Annotated in this window: 16 protein-coding genes; 5 read left to right on the top strand and 11 right to left on the bottom strand. The window is 50.3% G+C overall.

Going from position 1 to position 20,198, the window contains the following annotated elements; translation table 11 throughout:
- Positions 1-232: 232 nt before the first annotated feature.
- The 5 genes from ACO0LK_RS15770 to ACO0LK_RS15790 form a co-directional block, all read right to left on the bottom strand.
- A complete protein-coding gene (locus tag ACO0LK_RS15770; RefSeq protein WP_422976596.1) occupies positions 233-1,414 on the bottom strand; it encodes a hypothetical protein in 1,182 nt (393 codons plus the stop codon).
- 216 nt (positions 1,415-1,630) lie between these two features.
- A complete protein-coding gene (locus ACO0LK_RS15775) occupies positions 1,631-3,301 on the bottom strand; it encodes an eCIS core domain-containing protein (protein WP_422976598.1) in 1,671 nt (556 codons plus the stop codon).
- 157 nt (positions 3,302-3,458) lie between these two features.
- Positions 3,459-4,310 (bottom strand): DUF6920 family protein, encoded by an 852-nt coding sequence (locus ACO0LK_RS15780; RefSeq protein ID WP_422976878.1) that lies wholly within the window; start codon positions 4,308-4,310, stop codon positions 3,459-3,461.
- Between the two features lie 18 nt (positions 4,311-4,328).
- Complete coding sequence (locus ACO0LK_RS15785) at positions 4,329-5,489, bottom strand: Acg family FMN-binding oxidoreductase (RefSeq protein WP_422976600.1); 1,161 nt, start codon at positions 5,487-5,489, stop codon at positions 4,329-4,331.
- A gap of 240 nt (positions 5,490-5,729) precedes the next feature.
- On the bottom strand, positions 5,730-6,596 hold the full coding sequence (locus ACO0LK_RS15790) for an oxidoreductase (protein WP_422976602.1): 867 nt from the start codon (positions 6,594-6,596) through the stop codon (positions 5,730-5,732).
- Positions 6,597-6,798: 202 nt separating this feature from the next.
- Between ACO0LK_RS15790 and ACO0LK_RS15795 the strand changes: the two genes are divergently transcribed.
- Complete coding sequence (locus ACO0LK_RS15795; protein WP_422976604.1) at positions 6,799-7,788, top strand: AraC family transcriptional regulator; 990 nt, start codon at positions 6,799-6,801, stop codon at positions 7,786-7,788.
- Between the two features lie 42 nt (positions 7,789-7,830).
- Here ACO0LK_RS15795 and ACO0LK_RS15800 read toward each other — a convergent pair whose 3' ends face one another.
- The 5 genes from ACO0LK_RS15800 to ACO0LK_RS15820 all read right to left on the bottom strand — a co-directional run bounded on the left by ACO0LK_RS15800 (position 7,831) and on the right by ACO0LK_RS15820 (position 17,437).
- The gene (locus ACO0LK_RS15800; RefSeq protein ID WP_422976606.1) at positions 7,831-8,496 is read right to left on the bottom strand and encodes a GNAT family N-acetyltransferase; all 666 of its coding nucleotides are present in this window, start codon (positions 8,494-8,496) and stop codon (positions 7,831-7,833) included.
- Between the two features lie 204 nt (positions 8,497-8,700).
- Complete coding sequence (locus ACO0LK_RS15805) at positions 8,701-11,187, bottom strand: DUF4135 domain-containing protein (RefSeq protein WP_422976608.1); 2,487 nt, start codon at positions 11,185-11,187, stop codon at positions 8,701-8,703.
- Between the two features lie 105 nt (positions 11,188-11,292).
- Positions 11,293-14,205: a DUF4157 domain-containing protein gene (locus ACO0LK_RS15810; RefSeq protein ID WP_422976610.1), complete on the bottom strand. Its 2,913-nt coding sequence runs from the start codon at positions 14,203-14,205 to the stop codon at positions 11,293-11,295.
- Positions 14,206-14,452: 247 nt separating this feature from the next.
- Positions 14,453-16,162 carry a methyl-accepting chemotaxis protein gene (locus tag ACO0LK_RS15815; protein WP_422976612.1) on the bottom strand — a complete coding sequence of 570 codons (1,710 nt, stop codon included), beginning with the start codon at positions 16,160-16,162 and terminating at the stop codon, positions 14,453-14,455.
- 456 nt (positions 16,163-16,618) lie between these two features.
- Complete coding sequence (locus ACO0LK_RS15820) at positions 16,619-17,437, bottom strand: hypothetical protein (protein WP_422976614.1); 819 nt, start codon at positions 17,435-17,437, stop codon at positions 16,619-16,621.
- Between the two features lie 425 nt (positions 17,438-17,862).
- Here ACO0LK_RS15820 and ACO0LK_RS15825 point away from each other — a divergent pair, with 425 nt between their 5' ends.
- The 3 genes from ACO0LK_RS15825 to ACO0LK_RS15835 all read left to right on the top strand — a co-directional run bounded on the left by ACO0LK_RS15825 (position 17,863) and on the right by ACO0LK_RS15835 (position 19,275).
- Complete coding sequence (locus ACO0LK_RS15825; RefSeq protein WP_422976616.1) at positions 17,863-18,270, top strand: PRC-barrel domain-containing protein; 408 nt, start codon at positions 17,863-17,865, stop codon at positions 18,268-18,270.
- A 139-nt stretch (positions 18,271-18,409) separates the two neighbouring features.
- On the top strand, positions 18,410-18,643 hold the full coding sequence (locus ACO0LK_RS15830; protein ID WP_422976618.1) for a hypothetical protein: 234 nt from the start codon (positions 18,410-18,412) through the stop codon (positions 18,641-18,643).
- 89 nt (positions 18,644-18,732) lie between these two features.
- Complete coding sequence (locus ACO0LK_RS15835) at positions 18,733-19,275, top strand: ferritin-like domain-containing protein (RefSeq protein ID WP_422976620.1); 543 nt, start codon at positions 18,733-18,735, stop codon at positions 19,273-19,275.
- A 348-nt stretch (positions 19,276-19,623) separates the two neighbouring features.
- Here the strand turns inward: ACO0LK_RS15835 and ACO0LK_RS15840 are convergent, their stop codons facing one another.
- Positions 19,624-19,794: a hypothetical protein gene (locus tag ACO0LK_RS15840; protein WP_422976622.1), complete on the bottom strand. Its 171-nt coding sequence runs from the start codon at positions 19,792-19,794 to the stop codon at positions 19,624-19,626.
- Positions 19,795-19,833: 39 nt separating this feature from the next.
- On the opposite strand from ACO0LK_RS15840, the gene ACO0LK_RS15845 reads away from it, so the two are divergent.
- Complete coding sequence (locus ACO0LK_RS15845) at positions 19,834-20,139, top strand: DUF883 family protein (RefSeq protein WP_422976624.1); 306 nt, start codon at positions 19,834-19,836, stop codon at positions 20,137-20,139.
- Positions 20,140-20,198: the final 59 nt, after the last annotated feature.

Consider the following 20,198-nt stretch of genomic DNA (forward strand, 5'->3'; position numbering starts at 1 on the left):
GCCAAATCCAATCCAATTACGGTAATCTTTTCCATGACGCTTCCCTTCTGTTAAGTAGTTTGTCGAAACTCTACTTTGGCACATCACGATGCCGTTTGGGAGGGAGGCGTCCATTTCATTACCCTACTCCGTAGCAATTTAACGTTTTTCGTAGGGTGCGCCACGCGCACCGATCAAGCAATATCCGCATCAAAAACGTGTCTTCAAAACCCCATCATCCAACAAGGATGCTTCAAGGATTCACCACCTTGCACGTCGCCCCTTTTCCGACATCGCCAACTGTCACCCCAAACACTGCCTGCATGCCGCACTGTGACCCGAACATGCGTTCCTGGTCGTGGCCAACACCGTTCACTTCCAGATAGCGGTGCATGGACATCACCGGCGGAACGGCAACCGGCAATGACAAAGCCGGGTTGGTTGTTGCACCAGCTTTGGGTTCGGCCTTTGCCTGCACCTTGATGTTGACCTGTGCAGCCAGTTGCGTATCAAGCATGGCTTCGTAACGCCAGTAGCCGCGTGCACGCTCCAGGCGATTGGGGCCTTCTGCTTCGGCACCGCAGGATTTATCCAGCACGCGGTGATTCGGGTCATTGTCGCTGGTACCAGCCAGGTAAGTGACCTGACGTTTCTGATAGCGCCGGTACAGCTCATCACCACTCATCTTGTTGGCATACGCCACCATATGCTGCATGCCATAGCGGTAATCATCATAATTGGCGCACAGGGTGGTGTCATACGGGGCAAACCCCTTGGCACCGGGACGGTCCGGCGTGAAGTACAGATACGAAGACGGATTCGCCACCACATATTGCACATCCAGCCCCTGACTGCGCAAGCGGTCGTCGACATGATTGAGCACAGCATAACGATGTATCAATTGCGCGCCACCGGAATGACCGGCAAAGGTGATCTTGCTGACCAGCGGAAAACGTTTTTTGTCAGCCACCATCAGCGCCAGGTCATCCATCACACGCAAGGAACTTAAATCGGCTGGCACACCTGCGCCAGGCAGCGCCGCATCACCACCGGTCCAACCCTGCACGGTCCATACCGGCATGCCGGTAAAACCTTTGTCTGCATCCGGTGTACCAGGGAAATTGGGGGCGATAACCAACACATCCTGCCCAGACCTGCCAGCCGCTTTCAGCAAGCTCATGGCAGCGGCATAATAGTCATCGCCATTACGTTGTATGCCATGCTGGACGAAAATCACTTCGCGGATTTTGCTGTTATCTTTGTCGCCATCTGTCACCATATCGTGATTGGCATAGACAGGGAAATCATAGCCCACCAGATGCACGCGCTGCCAGGCTGGTGCGCTGGTGGTTTCTGCGGCAAGGGTGGCCGTGCTGGCGATGCAGCCTGCGGCGGTCAATAGCAAGGTGCTGAAGGTGTGTTTAAACGGGTGCATGGTGGTTCCTTTTATCATCTCATAACTTATTTGGAGATGATAACACCGTGGGCTTAAGCAGGCAGTTATGCCGGAACGATGCCGACTATCAAGCGCATCTGCTACATGAGGATACGGGTTTAACACCCATTTTAATCTTGTCCTTGCCGGGAAAATATCTTGATTTTCACAAATGATGCTAAAAAGGTGCTTCGTGACTGGATGTGCAGCCAGCGTTTAAATCTCCTTATAATCTTTTCTCGCTTTCTCATATCCCCCCTGTAACACATCACGTTCATCGTCACTTTCGTCGTCGCTGGTGTCGACATTGTCATCCTCAATTTGCACTGCTTTTTTCGAATCAACAGTCGGTATGATCTCATTGTCATAGTTGTGTATTGCGGTGGATTTACCGACTTGCGTATCTATTCTTTTGAGCAGATTGGTTCCTTCTTTCCTTACTTTCTTTGCATTACTTCCCTCTTCCACACTATCGGGCCAATCGACGCTGTAGTAAATGGGAATATCACTATCGAATAGCGAGCCATCACCCAACTTTTTATCACCTCGGCAATTATGATTGTCTTTTCCGCAGGCCTCTCTTTCTGTGTAAACCCATTTCACTAACGCCGAGTTGTTTTTCAATAAGTATTTGATGACGTTAATGATGGCTCCTTCAGAATGAGATGTTGCGTCTTTACTGCTGCGTGTGATGTAAACAGTTGTTTTATTATTTGTTAAACGATTGGTGAGTACAACTTTGGCAGTTGCATAGTTATACCCGCTGTACTTACTCTTGACATGTCGTGCCTTCCTTTCACTTCGAACAAAGCGAGCTTTGCTGCTTCCATACCTGACACGTATTTGTCTCGGACTTTGAAGACGATATCCACCAGGACCGTTGGCGGAACCCACCTTGCGTTTTTTTACGCCACTCGTAACCGGGCCAGGTTTGTTTTTTAATTTCGTGTAATGCCCTTTCCTGCCCGGAGTTAAATATTGCAGATCGACTTCACTCTCTTGGGTTGCCGTTATTCCACCTGTGTTTTCTCTGTTGTAGTAAATCAGCGCTTCTTTCAAAGTTAGTTGTGCTACTGCACCTCTCCCCTGCAACACGCTGCGCATTTGCAAATGTGCTCTCAATAACTGGACCGGATTCTGGCCCGGCAATTTGTTAAGGCCTGTTGCCTGCGCCACACTTGCCCCCTCGGCGATTGCCTTCGCCCCCATCACATCCGCTTCAGCTTCCAGACCCACATCATCATTCACAGCCACGCCCTGCTTCATTTGCATGGTGGGCCTGACACGCCCTTGGGCCTGTTGCACGACATGCCAGGCTTCATGCGGCACATGCTGCTCTTGCCCGGGTGCCACATGGATCTCGCTGCCTTGTGCATAGGCATGGGCGTTCAGTTGCGCTGGTTTGCCGGAGTTGTAGTTGACCTTGACATGGTCCATGCTCATGCCGGACAGGGATTCTATGCCCGCCTTGAGTTGATTTGGCAAGCCCGTGTTGTTGGGTTTGGGATCAGCCTGCCCGGCCAATTGGGCAGTGCGCTGACTTGCAGGTTTTGTTTGGAGAGCTTCATCATCTTCCGCTCTTTGTAACAGCGGCTTATGCATCATGGCCTGTAGCGCCTTGAGCTGCATTGCACTCGGGCTGTTTTGCATCATCTGGCCATACGCCTTCAACTGCCTGGCTTGGGGGCTATTATTGCCTATGTCTTGCAACTGCCTTTGCGCGATGGCTTGCGAGCGATGATCGATAAGCCTGGCGCTGATGCCGCCAGCACTTTCTTGCGATAACTGTGCGGTGTTTCGCTGACCACGACTGCCTTCAGGTGCATTGGACGTATTGCCCGTCGTGCTAGTGGCATTTTTGCGATTTTGGTGAATATGTTCAGGCATGGCATCCCATTTTCAGTTAATTCATCTCACACAGCCAATTTACGCATTAGAAATGACAATTTTTTAACTATTCTAACTGAAAAAATACGCCACATGAATGGCAAAACCAAAGAGTATTCCCCAAATAAGGACAACCATTGTTTACGGCAGCACGCAATTACCGGGACACGAACTCATATTCAATATCCACCACATGCCCCTTGAAATAGGGCGCTGGCCCGCCTGGCAGTTCCCATTCGACTTCACCCAGAACCGGCACGCGCATGCCGGCACGCAATTCGTAACTGCTGATACGACATAGCCAGGCCGCCGATTCGGTGGCGGTTCGTGGCCGGGATGCTGCCCACACCGTCGCGATAAGACCATCTGTCCCGAATCTGAAATCAAGCGATACCGTAGTGGTGCCGTCGCTCAGCGTCGCCCGTGCGGAACTGTCATCAATACTATCCCATCGCACACCCTGGCTGGGCAGCAGTGCCGTTGGGTACCATGCCGCCTCGGCCAGATAACGCATTAGTTCGCCACGTGCCGATGCTGCGGTATCACGCACGTCTGCCACGGTGACTAGTCCAAGTACAGCAGCGCGCAGGGACCCGGCGCCAAGCAGATAGCTGTCATGAACCCAGACATCAACACCGGGGGCCATTCTGATGCGCGCATCCCAGTCAAAGCCTGGCGGCTGCATTGTCACAAACTGGCTTGCATGAAAAGGCTGCCAGATGTTCTTCTTTTCATTCAGCCGGAACTGTCCTTGCTGTGAAAAGCGAACCGTGGCGACCATCGCCTGCCCTGCCTGCAATGCAGTTTCAAAGTAACGCTTTACCGGTGTGGGAAGCACTTCAATTTCGCCGGGATCATAGAACTTACGAGGCAATGGCAAGCAGGCGGCCTGCATCGTCTCACGCCGGACAAGGCTTGCGCGCTGCCAACGCCGACGGCCCAGCAACACTGCTACTGCTGTAGCGGCCACAAGCGAGACCACAGCAACCAGGAAATAAGCCAAGGCCATCGTCACGTCAAACCCCTATCAAACCCCTGCCAGTTGCGCATCCACACCACGGCGTGGCGCTGGGCCTACGGGTGGTGCAAAACCGACACGCGCCCACATCTGTACCGTACTGTCGGGCTGCGGCACATTCAGCAGGTTGCGGATAGCGGCATAGGGCCTGGCCTGTTCCGGGTATTCCTGCAAAGCCTGCGACAGCGGCTGCAGCGCGATACCGGCAGCGGTGGCAGCAAGCTGTACCCTGGCATAAGCGCGACCTGCGTTGACCTGAGTCAGGCGGTCATTGCCATTGCTGACCATCCAAAGAAAGCCTGGCGTTGACTCCAGCCTGGCATTAAAGTCCTTGATCTGACTGGTGGTTGCATAGTCATCTGGCGCAGGTGGCTTGCTGCGGTCGAACAAACCTAGCTGGCTCATCAACAACGGGAATCGATCCAGCACGAACAAGCCATCGCGGTGTTGCGCTATTTCGGCACTGCCAACGCGCAGCACTTTATAGGTTTCCATGACCACGCGCGGCGTGCTCAGTTCTATGCGCCATGCTTCGGCAGCTATGGCACGGTGGCGCTGCAACACATTGGGCTGATCCAGGCCGACAAATCCAAAGCGCAGGGCATGTGGCTTCACGCTGTCTGACATGGCCCGCCAGGCCTCTGATGGCACCCGGTGTGCAGGCTCGTAAGCGCTGCGGTTAGTACGACGCTTCAGTATTTCGGTGAACAATGGGTCTCTGGTAACGCTGGAATCAGCCACCAGGCGAATACGTGCAACAGGCCGCTGATCAATCGTGGATGGGCTAAAGGGGCCTTCTGGAAACAATTCCATATCGGCCCGCAGGCCACGTTCACGTGCCGCCAGGTCCAGCAATTCAAGGAATGTGCCGTGGCTCATCATGATCTGTCGCGAGTACGGGTCAGTTTCTGACAACAAACGGGTAAGATCACAGCGCAGCAGGATCTCGCCCGGCGTGTGCAAATCCACCAGCCATGATTGCAGATTATGCGAATGTGGAGCCAGGATGGCATAGCCGAGTAGCCAACGCCTGACGTCAGTTTCATGCCCGGGGCCATTCCATGGTGCTACGGCGGCCTCAGGCATAAGCTGCGTGCATCCTGCTGATGTCAGCGACGCAGCGACAATGACACCGCCGCCAGCTACACGAATGAATTTACGGCGATCCATTATGACGATCCATTGACGACTCCCTTGGGGTACTTGTGTTTCGGCCCTGCTTCATTCAGCCATTTTACTCCTTGCGTGGCCCAGCTTCTGTGCGCAGACACACGAAGCATGAATCGATTGCGGGCGTTTGGAGCGACAATTTCCATACCGGGCTATCTGGTTTAAAGGAATAAAGCCAGTCACGCATGGCAGGCATGGCAGACATGTAGCAATAACCTGGCGAGCTACCCAAGCTACATCTCACTCAAAATTCCCATCGGTTGATGTGGACAAGGCACTCCACTGCTCCAGTTCCTGGCGGCGTTTTTCTGTATTGTCACGCAACAGGGTGATCGCGTCTGAACCGGCAGCAAAATGCAGTGGTGGCGCAGGCAACTTGCTGATGGCCAGCAAGGCGGCGCCCAGTTTGTCAGGGTCACCAGCCTGACGGTGGTTGTAGCTGTCATAGGTTTCGCGCGCACTGAGGTTGTTGCTGCCGTTATTGCTTGCATAATCAGCGATGCTTTTCTGGCCGTAACGTACCGAACTCTGATCCAGAAAATCGGTACGGAAAAAGCCTGGTTCCACGATCGTGACGTGAATGCCAAAACGCGCCACTTCCAGTGCCAGTGATTCTGAAAACCCTACAATCGCAAATTTGCTGGCGCAATAGACCGATGCACCGTCAAACCCGACGACCCCGCCTATGGACGACAGGTTGAAGATATGCCCACGCCTTTGTTCGCGCATGACAGGCAAGACAGCACGCGCCATGTTCATGCTGCCAAAGACATTGGTATCAAACTGCTGACGGATATCGACCGCGTCAATTTCTTCAAACAAACCCAGTTGCCCATAACCAGCGTTATTGACCAGCACATCAATACCACCAAAATGCGCGCAGGCAGCCTTGACCACGGCCTGTATCTGCGCGTCATTGTTCACATCCAGTGCCTGCACCAGCACCTGGTCGCCATAGCTGCCAAAGCGGGCCTGCAACTGATCGACAGTACGCCCGGTAACGACCACCCTGTCACCACTATCAAGTACAGCGGTGGCAATAGCGGCCCCTATGCCACGGGTTGCGCCTGTAATTAACCATGTTTTTAACCATGTTTTTTGCGTCATGATGCACCTTTTAAAATGATGACCCGCGAATTGCGAGCAGGATGTCATCATAAGAGCCGGGCAGCAAAACCAGAATGCCGGAAACTGTCGCAGATTTGCCTAATCCTATAATCTGGCAATCACACAGGTCAAATATTGCTACCATACTTGCCTGTTCATATCAGCGCGTACAATTCCACTGCGCATACAAGGTGTTTATTCCATGACTATTTCTTCCATCCCTGCCATCCCTGAAGTGGCAGGTGACCCTGCCAGCAATAACAGTAACAGCAGCAACAACAGCAACGCAGCCACCAACATGGCCGCCATCGTGGCACGCCTGGCGCCAGAAGAAGGCTTTACGGCATCGGCGCTGGACTATGTGCATTTCATGCGCAGCAACCACGCTTTCAGCCGCACACCTGTGATGTACGAGCCCTGTATCTGCATCATTGTGCAGGGGCGGAAACGTGCTTATCTGGGTGAGGCGATGTTTACCTACGATGCGCAGCAATACCTGGTGGTGTCCGCCCCCATGCCGTTTGAAGCAGATACCGAAGCCGCGCCAGATCACCCTTTGCTGGGCATCCATGTCGGCATACAGCAAACCCTGGCAGCAGAGCTGGCATTGGCAGTTGAAGGAGAAGACTTTGCTGCCATCAACCCAGCGGCACAGCCTGGCTTCATGTATTCGACCAGCGTTGAAGGCAGCCTGGCCGATGCGGTCATGCGCTTGCTGATGGCATTGTCGTCACCACTGGAAGCAAAAATCCTGGCACCGTCCATAGTGAAAGAAATCTATTTCCGCATACTGATGGGTGAACAGGGTACAGCGATGCGCGCCGCCTTAAGCCAGGGCAGCCATTTCCAGAAAATCACCCGGGCCTTGCGCAAAATCCATGAAGGCTTTAATCAAAAATTGGATGTCGATACCCTGGCGAAAGAATCCGGCATGAGCGTGCCCGCCTTTCATCATCATTTCAAACAGGTGACGGCAACCACGCCCATCCAGTACATCAAGGCGATGCGCCTGCACAAGGCCAGGCTGCTGATGATACGTTCGGGTATGAGCGCGTATACCGCCTCCACCAGCGTCGGCTATGAAAGCAGCTCGCAATTCAGCCGCGAGTTCAAACGCCTGTTTGGCCGCAGCCCGCTGGAAGAAGTACAGCAGATGCGTTCGGTATTACGCATGCAGCCAGCGGCGGCTTGAATGATCGATTAATTGGTTGTGTGTTAATCCGAATCCTGCCCCTTATTCGCTTTGCGCGATGACCTCAACCGTCGAATAAGGCGACCGGACTATCCAGCCCAACGTCGCATACAAGGCACATCCGGCTTCTGTCGCCACCAGCACCCGCTGTGTAGCATTTGACTGCTGGGTTGTACCCAGCGCCGCCATGATTGCCCGGCCCAGACCACGCCGCTGGTGTGCAGCTTCGACCGCAATACGATCATAGATAAAGAATCCACCGTCTTCCATGGCATAACCACTGGCAGCAAGCGCACCGTCATCAGAAAAAATGCGGGCTACTGTTGCAGGGAATGGATGGTCAATGGCAATTTCCAACCGGTATCCGGCAGGCAGTACGGGCATCATGTCTGACCTTGCGGCATGCGTCATCAAATAGCCAACACGCTGGAGTTGCCAGTGCGGTAGCACCAGTGCCAGCAACTGTCCGGCTGTGCCACACATTTTGATAAAGGTGAATGGGGTAGCTATCGACAGCGCCAGTTCCCGTATTCCATCTACCGGGCCAGCAAAGACATAGCGGCAGTGTTCAGTTTCTTGCGCGGTATCGACGCGCCATCCGCCATGATCAGGCACCGGCGCTGGCAAACCACGCGCAACTGAACGCGTGCGTAGCCAACCTGTGATCAGTTCGGGTTCGACGTTATTTGAGATGTTTGGTTTGGTCATTGTCGAAAAAAATTATATCCCCTCTGATAACACAAAACATTAACAGGATTTATGCAAATTTGTTCCCGCAAATTTATTACTAATAGCAGCCAAGGCGCTGTCTGAAATCCAAACTATATTACCAGCGACAACAGCAGTACTTTACTACATGGTTCCTGGGTGAGTATCTGCTACGAAATTGTCGCGGTTTTGCTTCAGTACTGATCAGTAAAATTCCCCGGTCACTTCTCGAACCTTGGTTTCGCTGATGTGATTCACGCTAATAACGATAGCCTCTTGTATTCCTGGTCTATGTCTGGCGATGACCGTTCCGCGATAAAACACTTGATCAGTAGCTGGCTCATATCTAAAAATCGGGAAATCAGTGTTATTGAAATCAGCTATCATGCCATTCTTTAATACTTGGTCGCTTCCCTCTGCCATGATATATCCAGTTTCAATCAAAGCTTTTTTGGCCTTACCCACTAAGGTGTTCAATAACTCATCTCGTTTTAACGGCTTCTTGAAATAGGCGTTTAAACCACCTTTAAATTCAAGCGTTTCAATTGGTACTATCCGCACCGCTTGGATTTGCTTGACTCGCTCCTGCAAATAGGTAATGAGCGAAGCTTTTTTTTCATAGACTACCGAGATGGCATCCCGGATACCTTCCTCGAAATCCACGTTATATTTACCACCTTGCCGGTAAGACGCAGCTCTCACTTCGCTGATGTAGTCACCAGTTGGTTCTGTTTGACCCTCACGACGCTTCCCACTTATTTTCCAAGCCTCAAGTTCTTCAATCGTATAAAAATAATTGGGTGCTGGTGCCATATCCTTGGAGAATTCTCTAAGTGTTGAACGAATCAAGGTTGAGTCCCATGCTTCGGCCATCATCACATCAGGAAGAAAAGATGTCTCGGCATCGACTATCATCGGCACACCACCACGACTAGTGAATATATTTTCCTGATGCAGGTCGGTTACTCCAAGCAACTTCGTCGCAATTATCATGCTACCCATCTGCCGATAATAATTTTTTGCTTCTTCTTCCGTTAACAATTTTGCTCTGGAGAGATGCTCCATATACCCATATTTCTCTGCCCCGCGCTCTTTCTCGGAAAATTTGGCCGTTGAAAAGCCCAGATTAAGCGCAGAACGCAGATTGGTTTCCCCATTTCCTACGAGATGAATATCGGGACTCAAAGATCTTGGCTTGTAAACAACTTTTTTTCCGTCGTCAGATTCAACGATACTAACGCTTTGTCCATCATTATGGTAATCAGACCCTGTCAGATGTACATGGAGCAGCTTTTCTGACAATCCGAATTCACGGCGAAGATCTGACCAATCAATAAGAATGCGAGTCAGCATTTTTTTTAAATTTTTTGTTAATGACTCTACCCTTTTTCTTGCGAATTCTAGATCTTCTGGTTTTACGTCTGCATTGCGGAATTTATAGCTACCAAGCTCACCAAGGATTGCTGTTCTCAGCACTTCTTTGTTCTTTTCTGTCTGAAATACCGGATTTGCTGCCAGGTATGTTTCACTTACAAGACGGATCAGTAGCGATGAATTCACGCCCTCATAGCCTTCCTCAACCCAATCACCTGAAACGCTATCATGAAGCACAAACGCCTTGGCCATCCGGACAGAAATTTGATCCAATTGCAAATAAATTCCCTTCAATGAAAGTAAGGTTTTCGAAAAATCTCTCGTTGCAACGGTAGATTTTTCTATAAGTTCAAAATTTTCTCGCAATCGTCGAATATGCTCGCCGTACGTAGTATTTTCAAACGTCTTCATGTCCTCCAGAAACATTTTCACTTTCTTTTCCTGTGCCAGTATTTCATCCTTTTTTTGATCGGGAAGAAAGCTACTTAAATAATTCCAAAAACCTGGATCTGGTTTGAAACGTATCAATTGATATGGCATAGCCAGGCCGCTATATCTTACCGCGCCGGAGTCAGCTATCCTTTGATTACCGTTACCATTCCCACTACCTACACCCGCGTTCTGCACTACTTTCCCACCTGCAACCTTACCAACACCCAGCGCCTTCGCCCCCATCACATCCGCTTCAGTTTCCAGGCCTGCATCATCATTCACCGGTATACCCTGCTTCATCTGCATGGTCGGTCTGACCCGCCCTTGTGCCTGCTGCACCACGTGCCAAGCTTCATGCGGTACATGACGTTCCTGCCCCGGTGCCACATGAATCTCGCTGCCCTGTGCATAAGCGTGGGCATTTAACTGTGCGGGTTTTCCGGAGTTATAGTTAACCTTGACATGATCCATGCGCATGCCCGAAAGCGATTCTATGCCGGCCTTGAGCTGGTTTGGCAAACCGGTGTTGTTGGGGCGTGCTACGGATGGGGATTCGACTTGCTCAATTAATTGCGCTGCACCCTGATCAGCAGATTGCGCTTGCAGCGCTTCATCTTCCACTCTTTGCAACGCAGGTTTGTTCATCATGCCCTGCATCGCCCGCAGTTGCGCCGCACGCGGGCTGTTTTGCATCATGTGGCTGTAGGCTGCAAGTTGCCTGGCTTGCGGTCGCTGATCAACAAATTGCGTAGCATTTTCCGTTTGGGATCCGGGAGAAAATTCCGTACTGTGTTGTTGCAGCTTTGCTTTAGTTTGCAATGGGGTCAGTGGGCTTTGCTGGTCGCCATCCGCTTTTTTTCGATTTTGATGTGCTTGCTCGGCCATAGTGGTCCATTTTTTCAGGTTATATGTAATCCGACTGTTGTTGACTCTGATTCAAACTGATCATTGTTTAATCCAATTATCTGACGCGAAGAATAATTTTCTTAATCAACCAGGATAAAAGAAAGCAAGTACGTTCGAGATAACCTCAGGCACGTTTCTAAAGAGCGTTTTCATTTCGTTTTCGAGTAATTCCTTAGCTGGAACACCCGCCATTTTTAAAGCGGTAAGTGCCTCAGTTTTTTCAGCTTTAAGCAATAAAGCCAAGGATATCCAGGTTTGTTTTTCTTTGAATATTTCCAAAGAGGGACTGCCACCTGAATTAACAAGCGTTACAATTTCAGGCCCATTTTTTTCCAATAATGCTGCCTTGATTTTCCTTGACCAGGCCGCTCCGAATGTTCCTTTTACCATTGGAGTCATGGGATTTTCTCTTACGACATGCTCGGCATAGGCTCTCACAGATTTTTGCACATAGTTAAAAATGCTAACTGCCTCGCCGCGATATCGCACTTCCAACATTCCCAGCAAGGCACTTTCCAAATTAGCGACACTACAGTTTCCTACAAGTTGACTCAATTGCGGTGTAAACGACGCCGACAGTTCCAAAGGAGCATCCGTATATAATTTCTCAAGCACCCCTGCTTTATTTCCTTGAATTCCACTTTCCAATAAATCGCTTATCCATGCAAACAAATCACGTTTCCCCATATCTACGACATAGGGATATACCGACGTGTGTTCATAATTGACTTGATGTCTTTCACTCCCACCACCCCGGTTATGTATAGTCGCCACGTCTGCCTTGGACGGGACGGTCAGATATAAACTATGCCCGGTCTTTTCTCCTTTGGGCGCGTCCCATCCACTGGACAACAACAATCCCTGTCCTTTTGACACCTCTGATTTCATGAGAGGTAACATAGCGCCTATCATTCTGGATGTTGTGCCGAAATCACCAAAACATATTTGTATGAAGCGAAGATCAATGCTCCGTTCCATGGATTTCAATATTTGGATGAGTATAGGAATAAGCGCTTCGGCTTTTTCGGGGTCCTTATTAACCGCACTCATCATGCCAAGCGCATATTGCAACATGGCGTGTTCGGAAAGCATTCCTTCCAAATTAACCAATCCGCCTTCGATTACTCCCTTGGCATCAAATAGATGAGCAAAGAATTTTATTTCAGAACTTTGATCCGTCTCAAAATACGGCAACACAGAATTTCTAATCTGTTCAATATCTGCTGCTACAAAACCTGCTCCGTCAACAATATCGCGCAAAAGCATTTCTTTACACTCATCGATCTTCCTCCGAAGCATTTTATTTACTGCAATTTTCAGGATATCTGGCGGCATGCCTGGATTCACCGCAATGAGATCAATATAACTTCTCCCCAGAATCCTCCCAAACGCTGATTCATAGTGCTGGATATGTGGGCCAAGGACTGCGCATCTCGCCATTGCCTGAAAGTAGGGGTCAATACCGCCAAGTGCAATAAGCTCTTGAAGATGAAATCCTTTGGTCAGCAAAATTTTTACTATCGGTTCATTGTTTCTATGTTCGGCCGCGCAGGCCAGAACAGACCGCCCAGCCCAAAAAGTATTGAGTGGCACTCCTACTGTCATCAATAAATCGGCAAGCCTGGAACAAGCAAACCTTAAAGCCAGGTTAATTAAATACCCTAGACTGGATTCACCAGAAAAAATTGGCAAACTCGCATATTTGCTGGCAAATGCATAGCCTTTCTGATCCTCTGCTTCATATATGAAGTTTGCAATAATATTTCGAATTAATTCGATTTTCCCTTGCGCCAAGCTGATTTCTTTGTTTTGCAGCTTAGCCAATACATGTGATTTTTGCCTGTTAGCATATGCAACGCCATTCAAGTCTTCAGTAATAAATCGATCGATTTCTGCTTCAACATCGCCAGTCTTCGGTTTTCCTGGATATTTAATCGCCCCCAAATTGACGAAGCGGGACTTTCCACTTTCGTAGGTGAGCAAATTTCCAAAGTGGAAAATTGTTCCGGGCGAGGTTGGTATTGCTTCTCCCTTATCGCGGAACAAGCACTCTTGCACTAACGATGCGGGATCTGAAATATCCCCCATGATTACATTTCTTGCACTAGTCTCACTCAATATGTTCAATGTCAAACCGCAGGTTCTCAATGAGCACTCACCAATAAGTTGTGCATCAAAGTAAACATGCAAAACTCCGTCAATGTCCTTGGTTGCATACCGTTGAATCGGCATGAAACTATTGTCGGATATGGGCAACTGTTGAGTGACCGATCCTTTGTCTTCATTTGAATCCAAGCCCATACGCTGCGAAACCTGCCCACCGATGGCAGCACCCACACCCAGTGCCTTCGCCCCCATCACATCCGCTTCAGTTTCCAGGCCTGCATCATCATTCACCGGCACACCCTGCTTCATCTGCATGGTCGGCCTGACACGCCCCTGTGCCTGCTGCACTACGTGCCAGGCTTCATGCGGTACATGACGTTCCTGCCCCGGTGCCACATGGATTTCGCTGCCCTGTGCATAAGCATGGGCATTTAACTGTGCGGGTTTGCCTGAGTTGTAGTTGACCCTGACATGATCCATGCTCATGCCGGAAAGCGATTCTATGCCGGCCTTGAGCTGGTGTGGCAAACCGGTGTTGTTGGGTTGAGTATTGGATTGTTCGGCTAATTGGGTAGTACTGTGATCAACAGATTTTTCTTGCAGCAGCTCTTCACCTTCTGCCTTTTGCAATACAGCTTGATTCATCAAGTGCTGCATCGCCCGCAATTGCGTGGCACGCGGACTGTTCTGCATCATGTGGCTATAGGCTTTCAGTTGCCTGGTTTGTTGGCGCTGATCAGCAAATTGCGGACGAAGGTCGACGGAATCTTGTTGGGCCAATTGTGCAATGTGCGACTGTGGCTGCGACTGCACAGCAGATTGACGTTGAGCAGGCGCATGCTGCTGCCCAGGGTCCATTTTTTTGCGTGCTTGACGAATATGCTCAGACATGACGTTCCCATTTCAGGTGCGCTGTGTCGCTCAGATGGCAAGCAAGAGCACAACAAGGGCGCTCAGCGCTTTACCAACCAGGACGGATGAGCATTACTTGTAGATTATTTGTGTTATTTTGTCAATTATTTAGTAAAAATATTTAAAGTAAGAAATATCGTTTTTTTGACATCAAAAAACAAAAAACCGTTGCGTCTGAACTGGCGCAACGGGTTTTGGTGGCAGCAGAAACTGTTAGCAGCCTGGCTTAAAACTGTTCCCACTCTCCTTCTGTCCCTGCTGCCACTTTTGCAGCATTACGGGGCCGGGTGCCAGCATTGGATGCCAGCCTGGATACGGTGGCTGTCTTGCTGACGACTTTAAGCTGTGGCCGTTTGGCGGCGCTTTTGATCGTTGCAGCAGTCATGCCCTGCTGATGACCATTCAACCTGAACACATCGACCACGTGGGCCAGTTTGACGGCCTGGTCCTGCATCGATTCTGCGGCGGCAGCGGCTTCTTCCACCAGGGCTGCATTTTGTTGGGTGACCTGATCCATCTGGGCGATGGCCTGGTTGATCTGTTCAATGCCGGCATTCTGTTCCTGGCTGGCAGACGAAATTTCGGAAATGATGTCCGTCACGCGTCTGACGCTGTCTACAATTTCACCCATGGTGATACCGGCTTCATCCACCAGTTTGGCACCCATGCCGACTTTTTGTACCGAATCACCAATCAGTTCCTTGATTTCCTTGGCGGCTGATGCCGAGCGTTGTGCCAGGTTGCGCACTTCTGATGCAACCACGGCAAAACCGCGGCCCTGTTCACCGGCACGTGCTGCCTCGACTGCGGCATTCAGCGCCAGGATATTGGTCTGGAAGGCGATGCCATCAATGACGCCGATGATGTCGACAATCTTCTTCGACGATTCATTGATCGAGCCCATGGTTTCCACCACTTGCTGCACCACGCTACCGCCCTTGACAGCCACATCCGATGCCGAATTTGCGAGCACATTGGCCTGGCGCGCATTGTCTGCATTTTGCTTGACGGTGGATGTCAGTTCTTCCATCGACGATGCGGTTTCTTCCAGTGAGCCAGCCTGTTCTTCAGTGCGGGACGACAAGTCCTGATTACCCGCCGCAATCTCTTGCGACGCCGTGCTGATGGTATCGGTACCGGCACGCACTTCGCTGACGATGCCGGCAAGGCTGGCGGTCATGGCCTTGAGAGCCTCCAGCAATTGGCTGACTTCATCTTTGCCTTGCACGTCGATATGCCGTGTCAGATCACCGGCAGCAACAGTTTGCGCAATGCTGACCGCTTCATTGATGGGGCGGGTAATCGAACGTGTGATTGACCATGCCAGACCTGCTGCTGCGATGAAAGAAAATACCGTGGCGCCCAGCAGAATGTTGACGGCGAAAACGTATTCTGCATGCATCTGCGCCACTGATTCCTGGTTCTGTTTTTCCAGCAATTGAATCATCTCGTTCAGCAAGGCGAATGTCGCATCTTGCGGTTTCTGTACTGAATTCTGTAAAAAGCCCGTTGCCTCATCCTGCTTGTCGGCATTGACCAGTTCAACCACGTTATTGAGCAGGCGCAAGGTATCAGGCACCTTGGTTTTCATGTCGGCATGAAGTTGTTTGGCCTGTTCGCTACGCACCAGACCACCAAGGCGCTCCACCCCGGCAGTCAGGTTCTTGGAAGCATCATTGATACGCCCACGCATGGTGGCCTGCAAATCCTTGTCCTTGTAAAGGATATAGTTGCGTACAGAACGGGCAGCCAGATTCAAGTCAGTCAGCATGCGATTCGACAAAGCTGTCTTGACATTGTTTTCGTTCACCACCACGTCCATGCGTGCCTTGGTGGCAGACAATGAAGACCAGCCTATATAGGCAATCACCATCAGCAACACCAGTATGGTGCCAAACGCCAGATTGAGACGAAAACCAATTTTTAATTTGTTCATATAATATTTCTCAAAAGCAGGTAAATCTGAAATAAGCACAAAATAAGCACAAAATAAGCGCGAAATAAGCACGAAGAGAGTACGAAGCGAGCACGAAGCGTGCAAGAAATAAGCACAATGCGTGCAGCGCAATCTGGCGATGCCGTTCATGGCGGCATTCTGCTATGTAGGAAGTTAAGGCGATGGCTTTGCTCAAACCGGCAAAAATCATAACGGGTATGAGAAAGACGCTAGCCATCAGGTGGTACGATGTCTCTGAAGTTATATTACAGTAGAGAAATAAACCGATGTGTTAACATCGGTTAAATGGTATGGCGAGAATGGCGACCTGAGCCTACGTCAAGTCAGGCGTAGACTAGCAAGAGAAGATGTTTAACAATTGCGCCTTCATCGGCACAAATCCAGAGACAGGGGACGGTGCACCACGTGCACCGTCCTTATGCCGGACACAACCATTTAGTTCGCTATCCCCCACTGCTTCAAGATCGGTATCCAGCGCTGTGCAACAATTTTGTCAAAGCCGGATGAAGTGGGGTGCATTTCATTTGCCCAGTCGCTCTTATAGTCGGCACCGCTGCTGAGTACGCCGCGTGTATCGATGTAGACGACGTCATTGCGCCAGTCGTCAAAGGTTTTGAACAAGCCATTCAGGCGGTCTATGAGTTCACGGATGACTGCCAGGCGAAAGGCATCGTCTTTTTTTACCTTGGCGGCATCCAGTGCAGGCAACAACCAGGGGCCGGTGACCTGGGCATTGAGGATGCTAAAACCGCGCCCATCAGGCACTGGATAATCATAGCCATGAATGAAGATGGGACGTACCTGCTTGACTGCATCTTTGTAGGCCCAGCGTATTTCGTGTATCAGCCCGCCCATGGCAGTGGCTATCTTACGTAAAAAGTTATCGATACCTGCCGGGTCCAGACAGGCTTTGGGATCGGTAATGCCGGTGCAGTCGGTCTTCAGGGCCAGCTTGTAATCGATGGCATCATTGCCGGCACCGCTGATCATGAAGACGTTATAGTATTTTCTGACATCCGGTATCAGGTTACGTTCGACATCCACGGCATATTTGCCCGCACCTACATAATCTTGTAAGGGAGCACCATTATTGCCCACCCCCTGGATATTCGAATAATTAGCGCTGAGCGAATTATTGCGTATCAGGGCTTGCAAAATATTATTGCCCGGATACCAGAACCACGAATCCCCTACCGCCAGGATGGCTGGATATTCACCTGCTATCCACTGACCATTTTTTTGATACACATGCATATCGTATTCCTTTGCAAAAAAAGCAGAGAAAAGCACGGCGCATTCCTACCCTGTTCAACTGATGGGCCATGCCATAAGTGATGTCACGCGACGCCTTCACAGATCACTGTCAAAGTGAAATCTGTGGCATCGCTACGATTATAAATTAATTATAAAAATAACTATTTAAAAAATTAACAATTTCTCGCTTTTGTGCAGACATTTCCGCTAGTCAATATGTGGAACTGATTTCATCCATAGGGGTGAAATCAGTCCTGGTAAAAACCTGCACCAAACGGATATCCGTTGGCAGATCAACTGACAAACGCGCTGGCATGTCTGGTTTCGCAGCAAAAAAAAGAAACATCTTTTATGTGTGTTATCGAACCGAAGTGAGAAAAATTTCCAGACATACTCAAGTCTCGATTCAACGTGAAGGATTTAAAATGATTAACGCAAATTTGGATGGTTACGGCAGTAATGGCAGCAGCGGCGCCTCACCTGACAAGGGACCGGGTCCTGAACTGATGGGTGCAAAGACATTGACTGGTGACAACGTCGTCAACCATGCGGACGAACATCTGGGCGACATCAAGGAAATCATGCTGGACATGCGCACGGGCCGTGTTGCCTATGCAGTGGTAGCGCATGGTGGCGTGCTGACCATAGGTGAAAAGCTGTTTGCAGTACCTTGGTCTGCACTGACACTGGACCCCGTGAACAAACGCTTTGTACTCAACATTGACAAAGAACATTTTGAAAAAGCACCTGGCTTTGACAGCGACCGTTGGCCAGACATGGCTGACCAGACCTGGGTCAATGAAGTGCATGGATATTACAACGCAAAAAACTGAACAAGGATGTGATTCAGGCACGTTAAAAACCAGCTTGTAGTCACATCAGGTAACAAAGATGCATAGAATGATCTACGGCCAACACTGTCTACCGTGATGGCTGTAGCATCAGCGCCAACAAGTAACGGAGGAAATTACCATGGACTATACCGAAATGCATTTCGCCTTTGAAGTATATGAAAAGGCTTTGGCAAAACGTAGCAGGCATTTGTTCAAGACGCCAGAACCCTTGCGCGATGCCGAAGAAAAAGTGTACACGCTGGAAGTGGCCGTCAATGAAGTGCTGGCCGACACCCGTAAAGTCGCGATGATGATACGGTCTAGTCCGCAAAAATCCTTGCCCAGTTATGTTCACAGCGTGGCCAGCAAGTAGTGCCATGGTGTCGAGAGGCAGTGTGCAATCTTATCTATGATACGGCATCTGCCATCACCCGTTTTTGAACCGATCACAGAGAGAACATCATGCATGAAGTCAACAAGACCCAACCTCAGCACAGCGGTCTGGATACAGCCGCCATTCGCGAAGCAGCCAGAAACCTGGATGATGGTGCTGTCACCGCTGGCTACCAGGGCAACCGCAAGGAAGTGATCGATATGCTCAATGGGGCACTGGCAACTGAACTGGTCTGCATACTGCGTTACAAGCGCCATTATTACACAGCAAACGGCCTGCAAAACGGCCCCATCAAGGCTGAATTTTTAGCGCATGCGGCAGAAGAACAGGCCCACGCCGATCTGCTGGCAGAACGTATCGTGCAATTGAATGGGAAGCCTGACTTCAACCCGGCCACATTGACGGAACGCAGTCATGCCGAATATGACGATGCGGATGATATCAAGGGCATGCTGACGGCGAATCTGATCGCCGAAAGAGTTGCCATAGAATCGTATCGCCAGATGCTGGAAAAGATAGGTGAAAGTGATCCGACCACACGGCATATGCTGGTGGGGATTATGGCGAAGGAAGAGGAACATGCGGATGATATGCGGGATTTGTTGGCGTAGTGTTTTGGCCTGACGTTTGGGCGTTGCGACTGGCTGGGCAGCTTAAGAGCTACGTAGCGTAGTGATCGTGTTGAATTTCAGTCGATAGGCGGCAATCAAAGGATCGTCGCTCCAGCGAAGGCTGGGGCCCAGCGGCGTTTGTTGCATTGCCGTACTTTGATTAAAGCGATTGCCCTTCGTAGACACAAGCCGGGTCTCGGCCCGGCGGCCGAGATACTTTCTTTTGCTTCGCCAAAAGCAAGTATCCAAAGAAAAGGCGACCGCAGACTTGCCCTTCGGGTGCTTGCGCTACGCTTCAGCACAATTTGTGCATCACAAAAAATGGGAAAGCTTCGAAACTCGCTTCGCTCAAACACGAAGCTTTCTGATCCATTTTCTGTGACGCACAAATTGCGGTGTCCCAAGCGGAATAAGGTCAAAAACAACTTCACAAACAAAAACAACAGCAACACAAAGATCAACATCAGAAGCAACATCAGAAGCAACTTCAAAACAAACAGCGACATCAACACCAACCAAAATTTTTTCGTTCCCTAACCAACCAGAAGGAAAATCATCATGCTCGAATCCAACATCAAAGCTGTCAACAAAGATATCAAAGTATTGCTCAAAGACGCGCAGGCGCTGTTTAGTGCGGCGGCTACATTGAGTGGCGAGAAGGCCGATGAGGCGCGTGCGCGGGGGATGAAATTGCTGGATGCGGCCATGGTCGCGGCACAGGATGCGCAGGCGTCGGCGCTGGCGACAGGTAAAGAGATGGTCAATTCGACCGATGCCTATGTCAAGGAAAACCCGTGGAGCAGCATCGGTGTGGCAGCTACGGCTGGCTTGCTGGTGGGTCTGCTGTGCTGTCGCAAGTCATGAATCGATAAGCAGGCACCACAAAAAAGCAGCCTGAATGCATGGCTGCTTTTTTTTGCCTG

It is taken from the genome of Undibacterium sp. Ji49W (assembly GCF_049340205.1).
GTDB lineage: Bacteria > Pseudomonadota > Gammaproteobacteria > Burkholderiales > Burkholderiaceae_D > Undibacterium.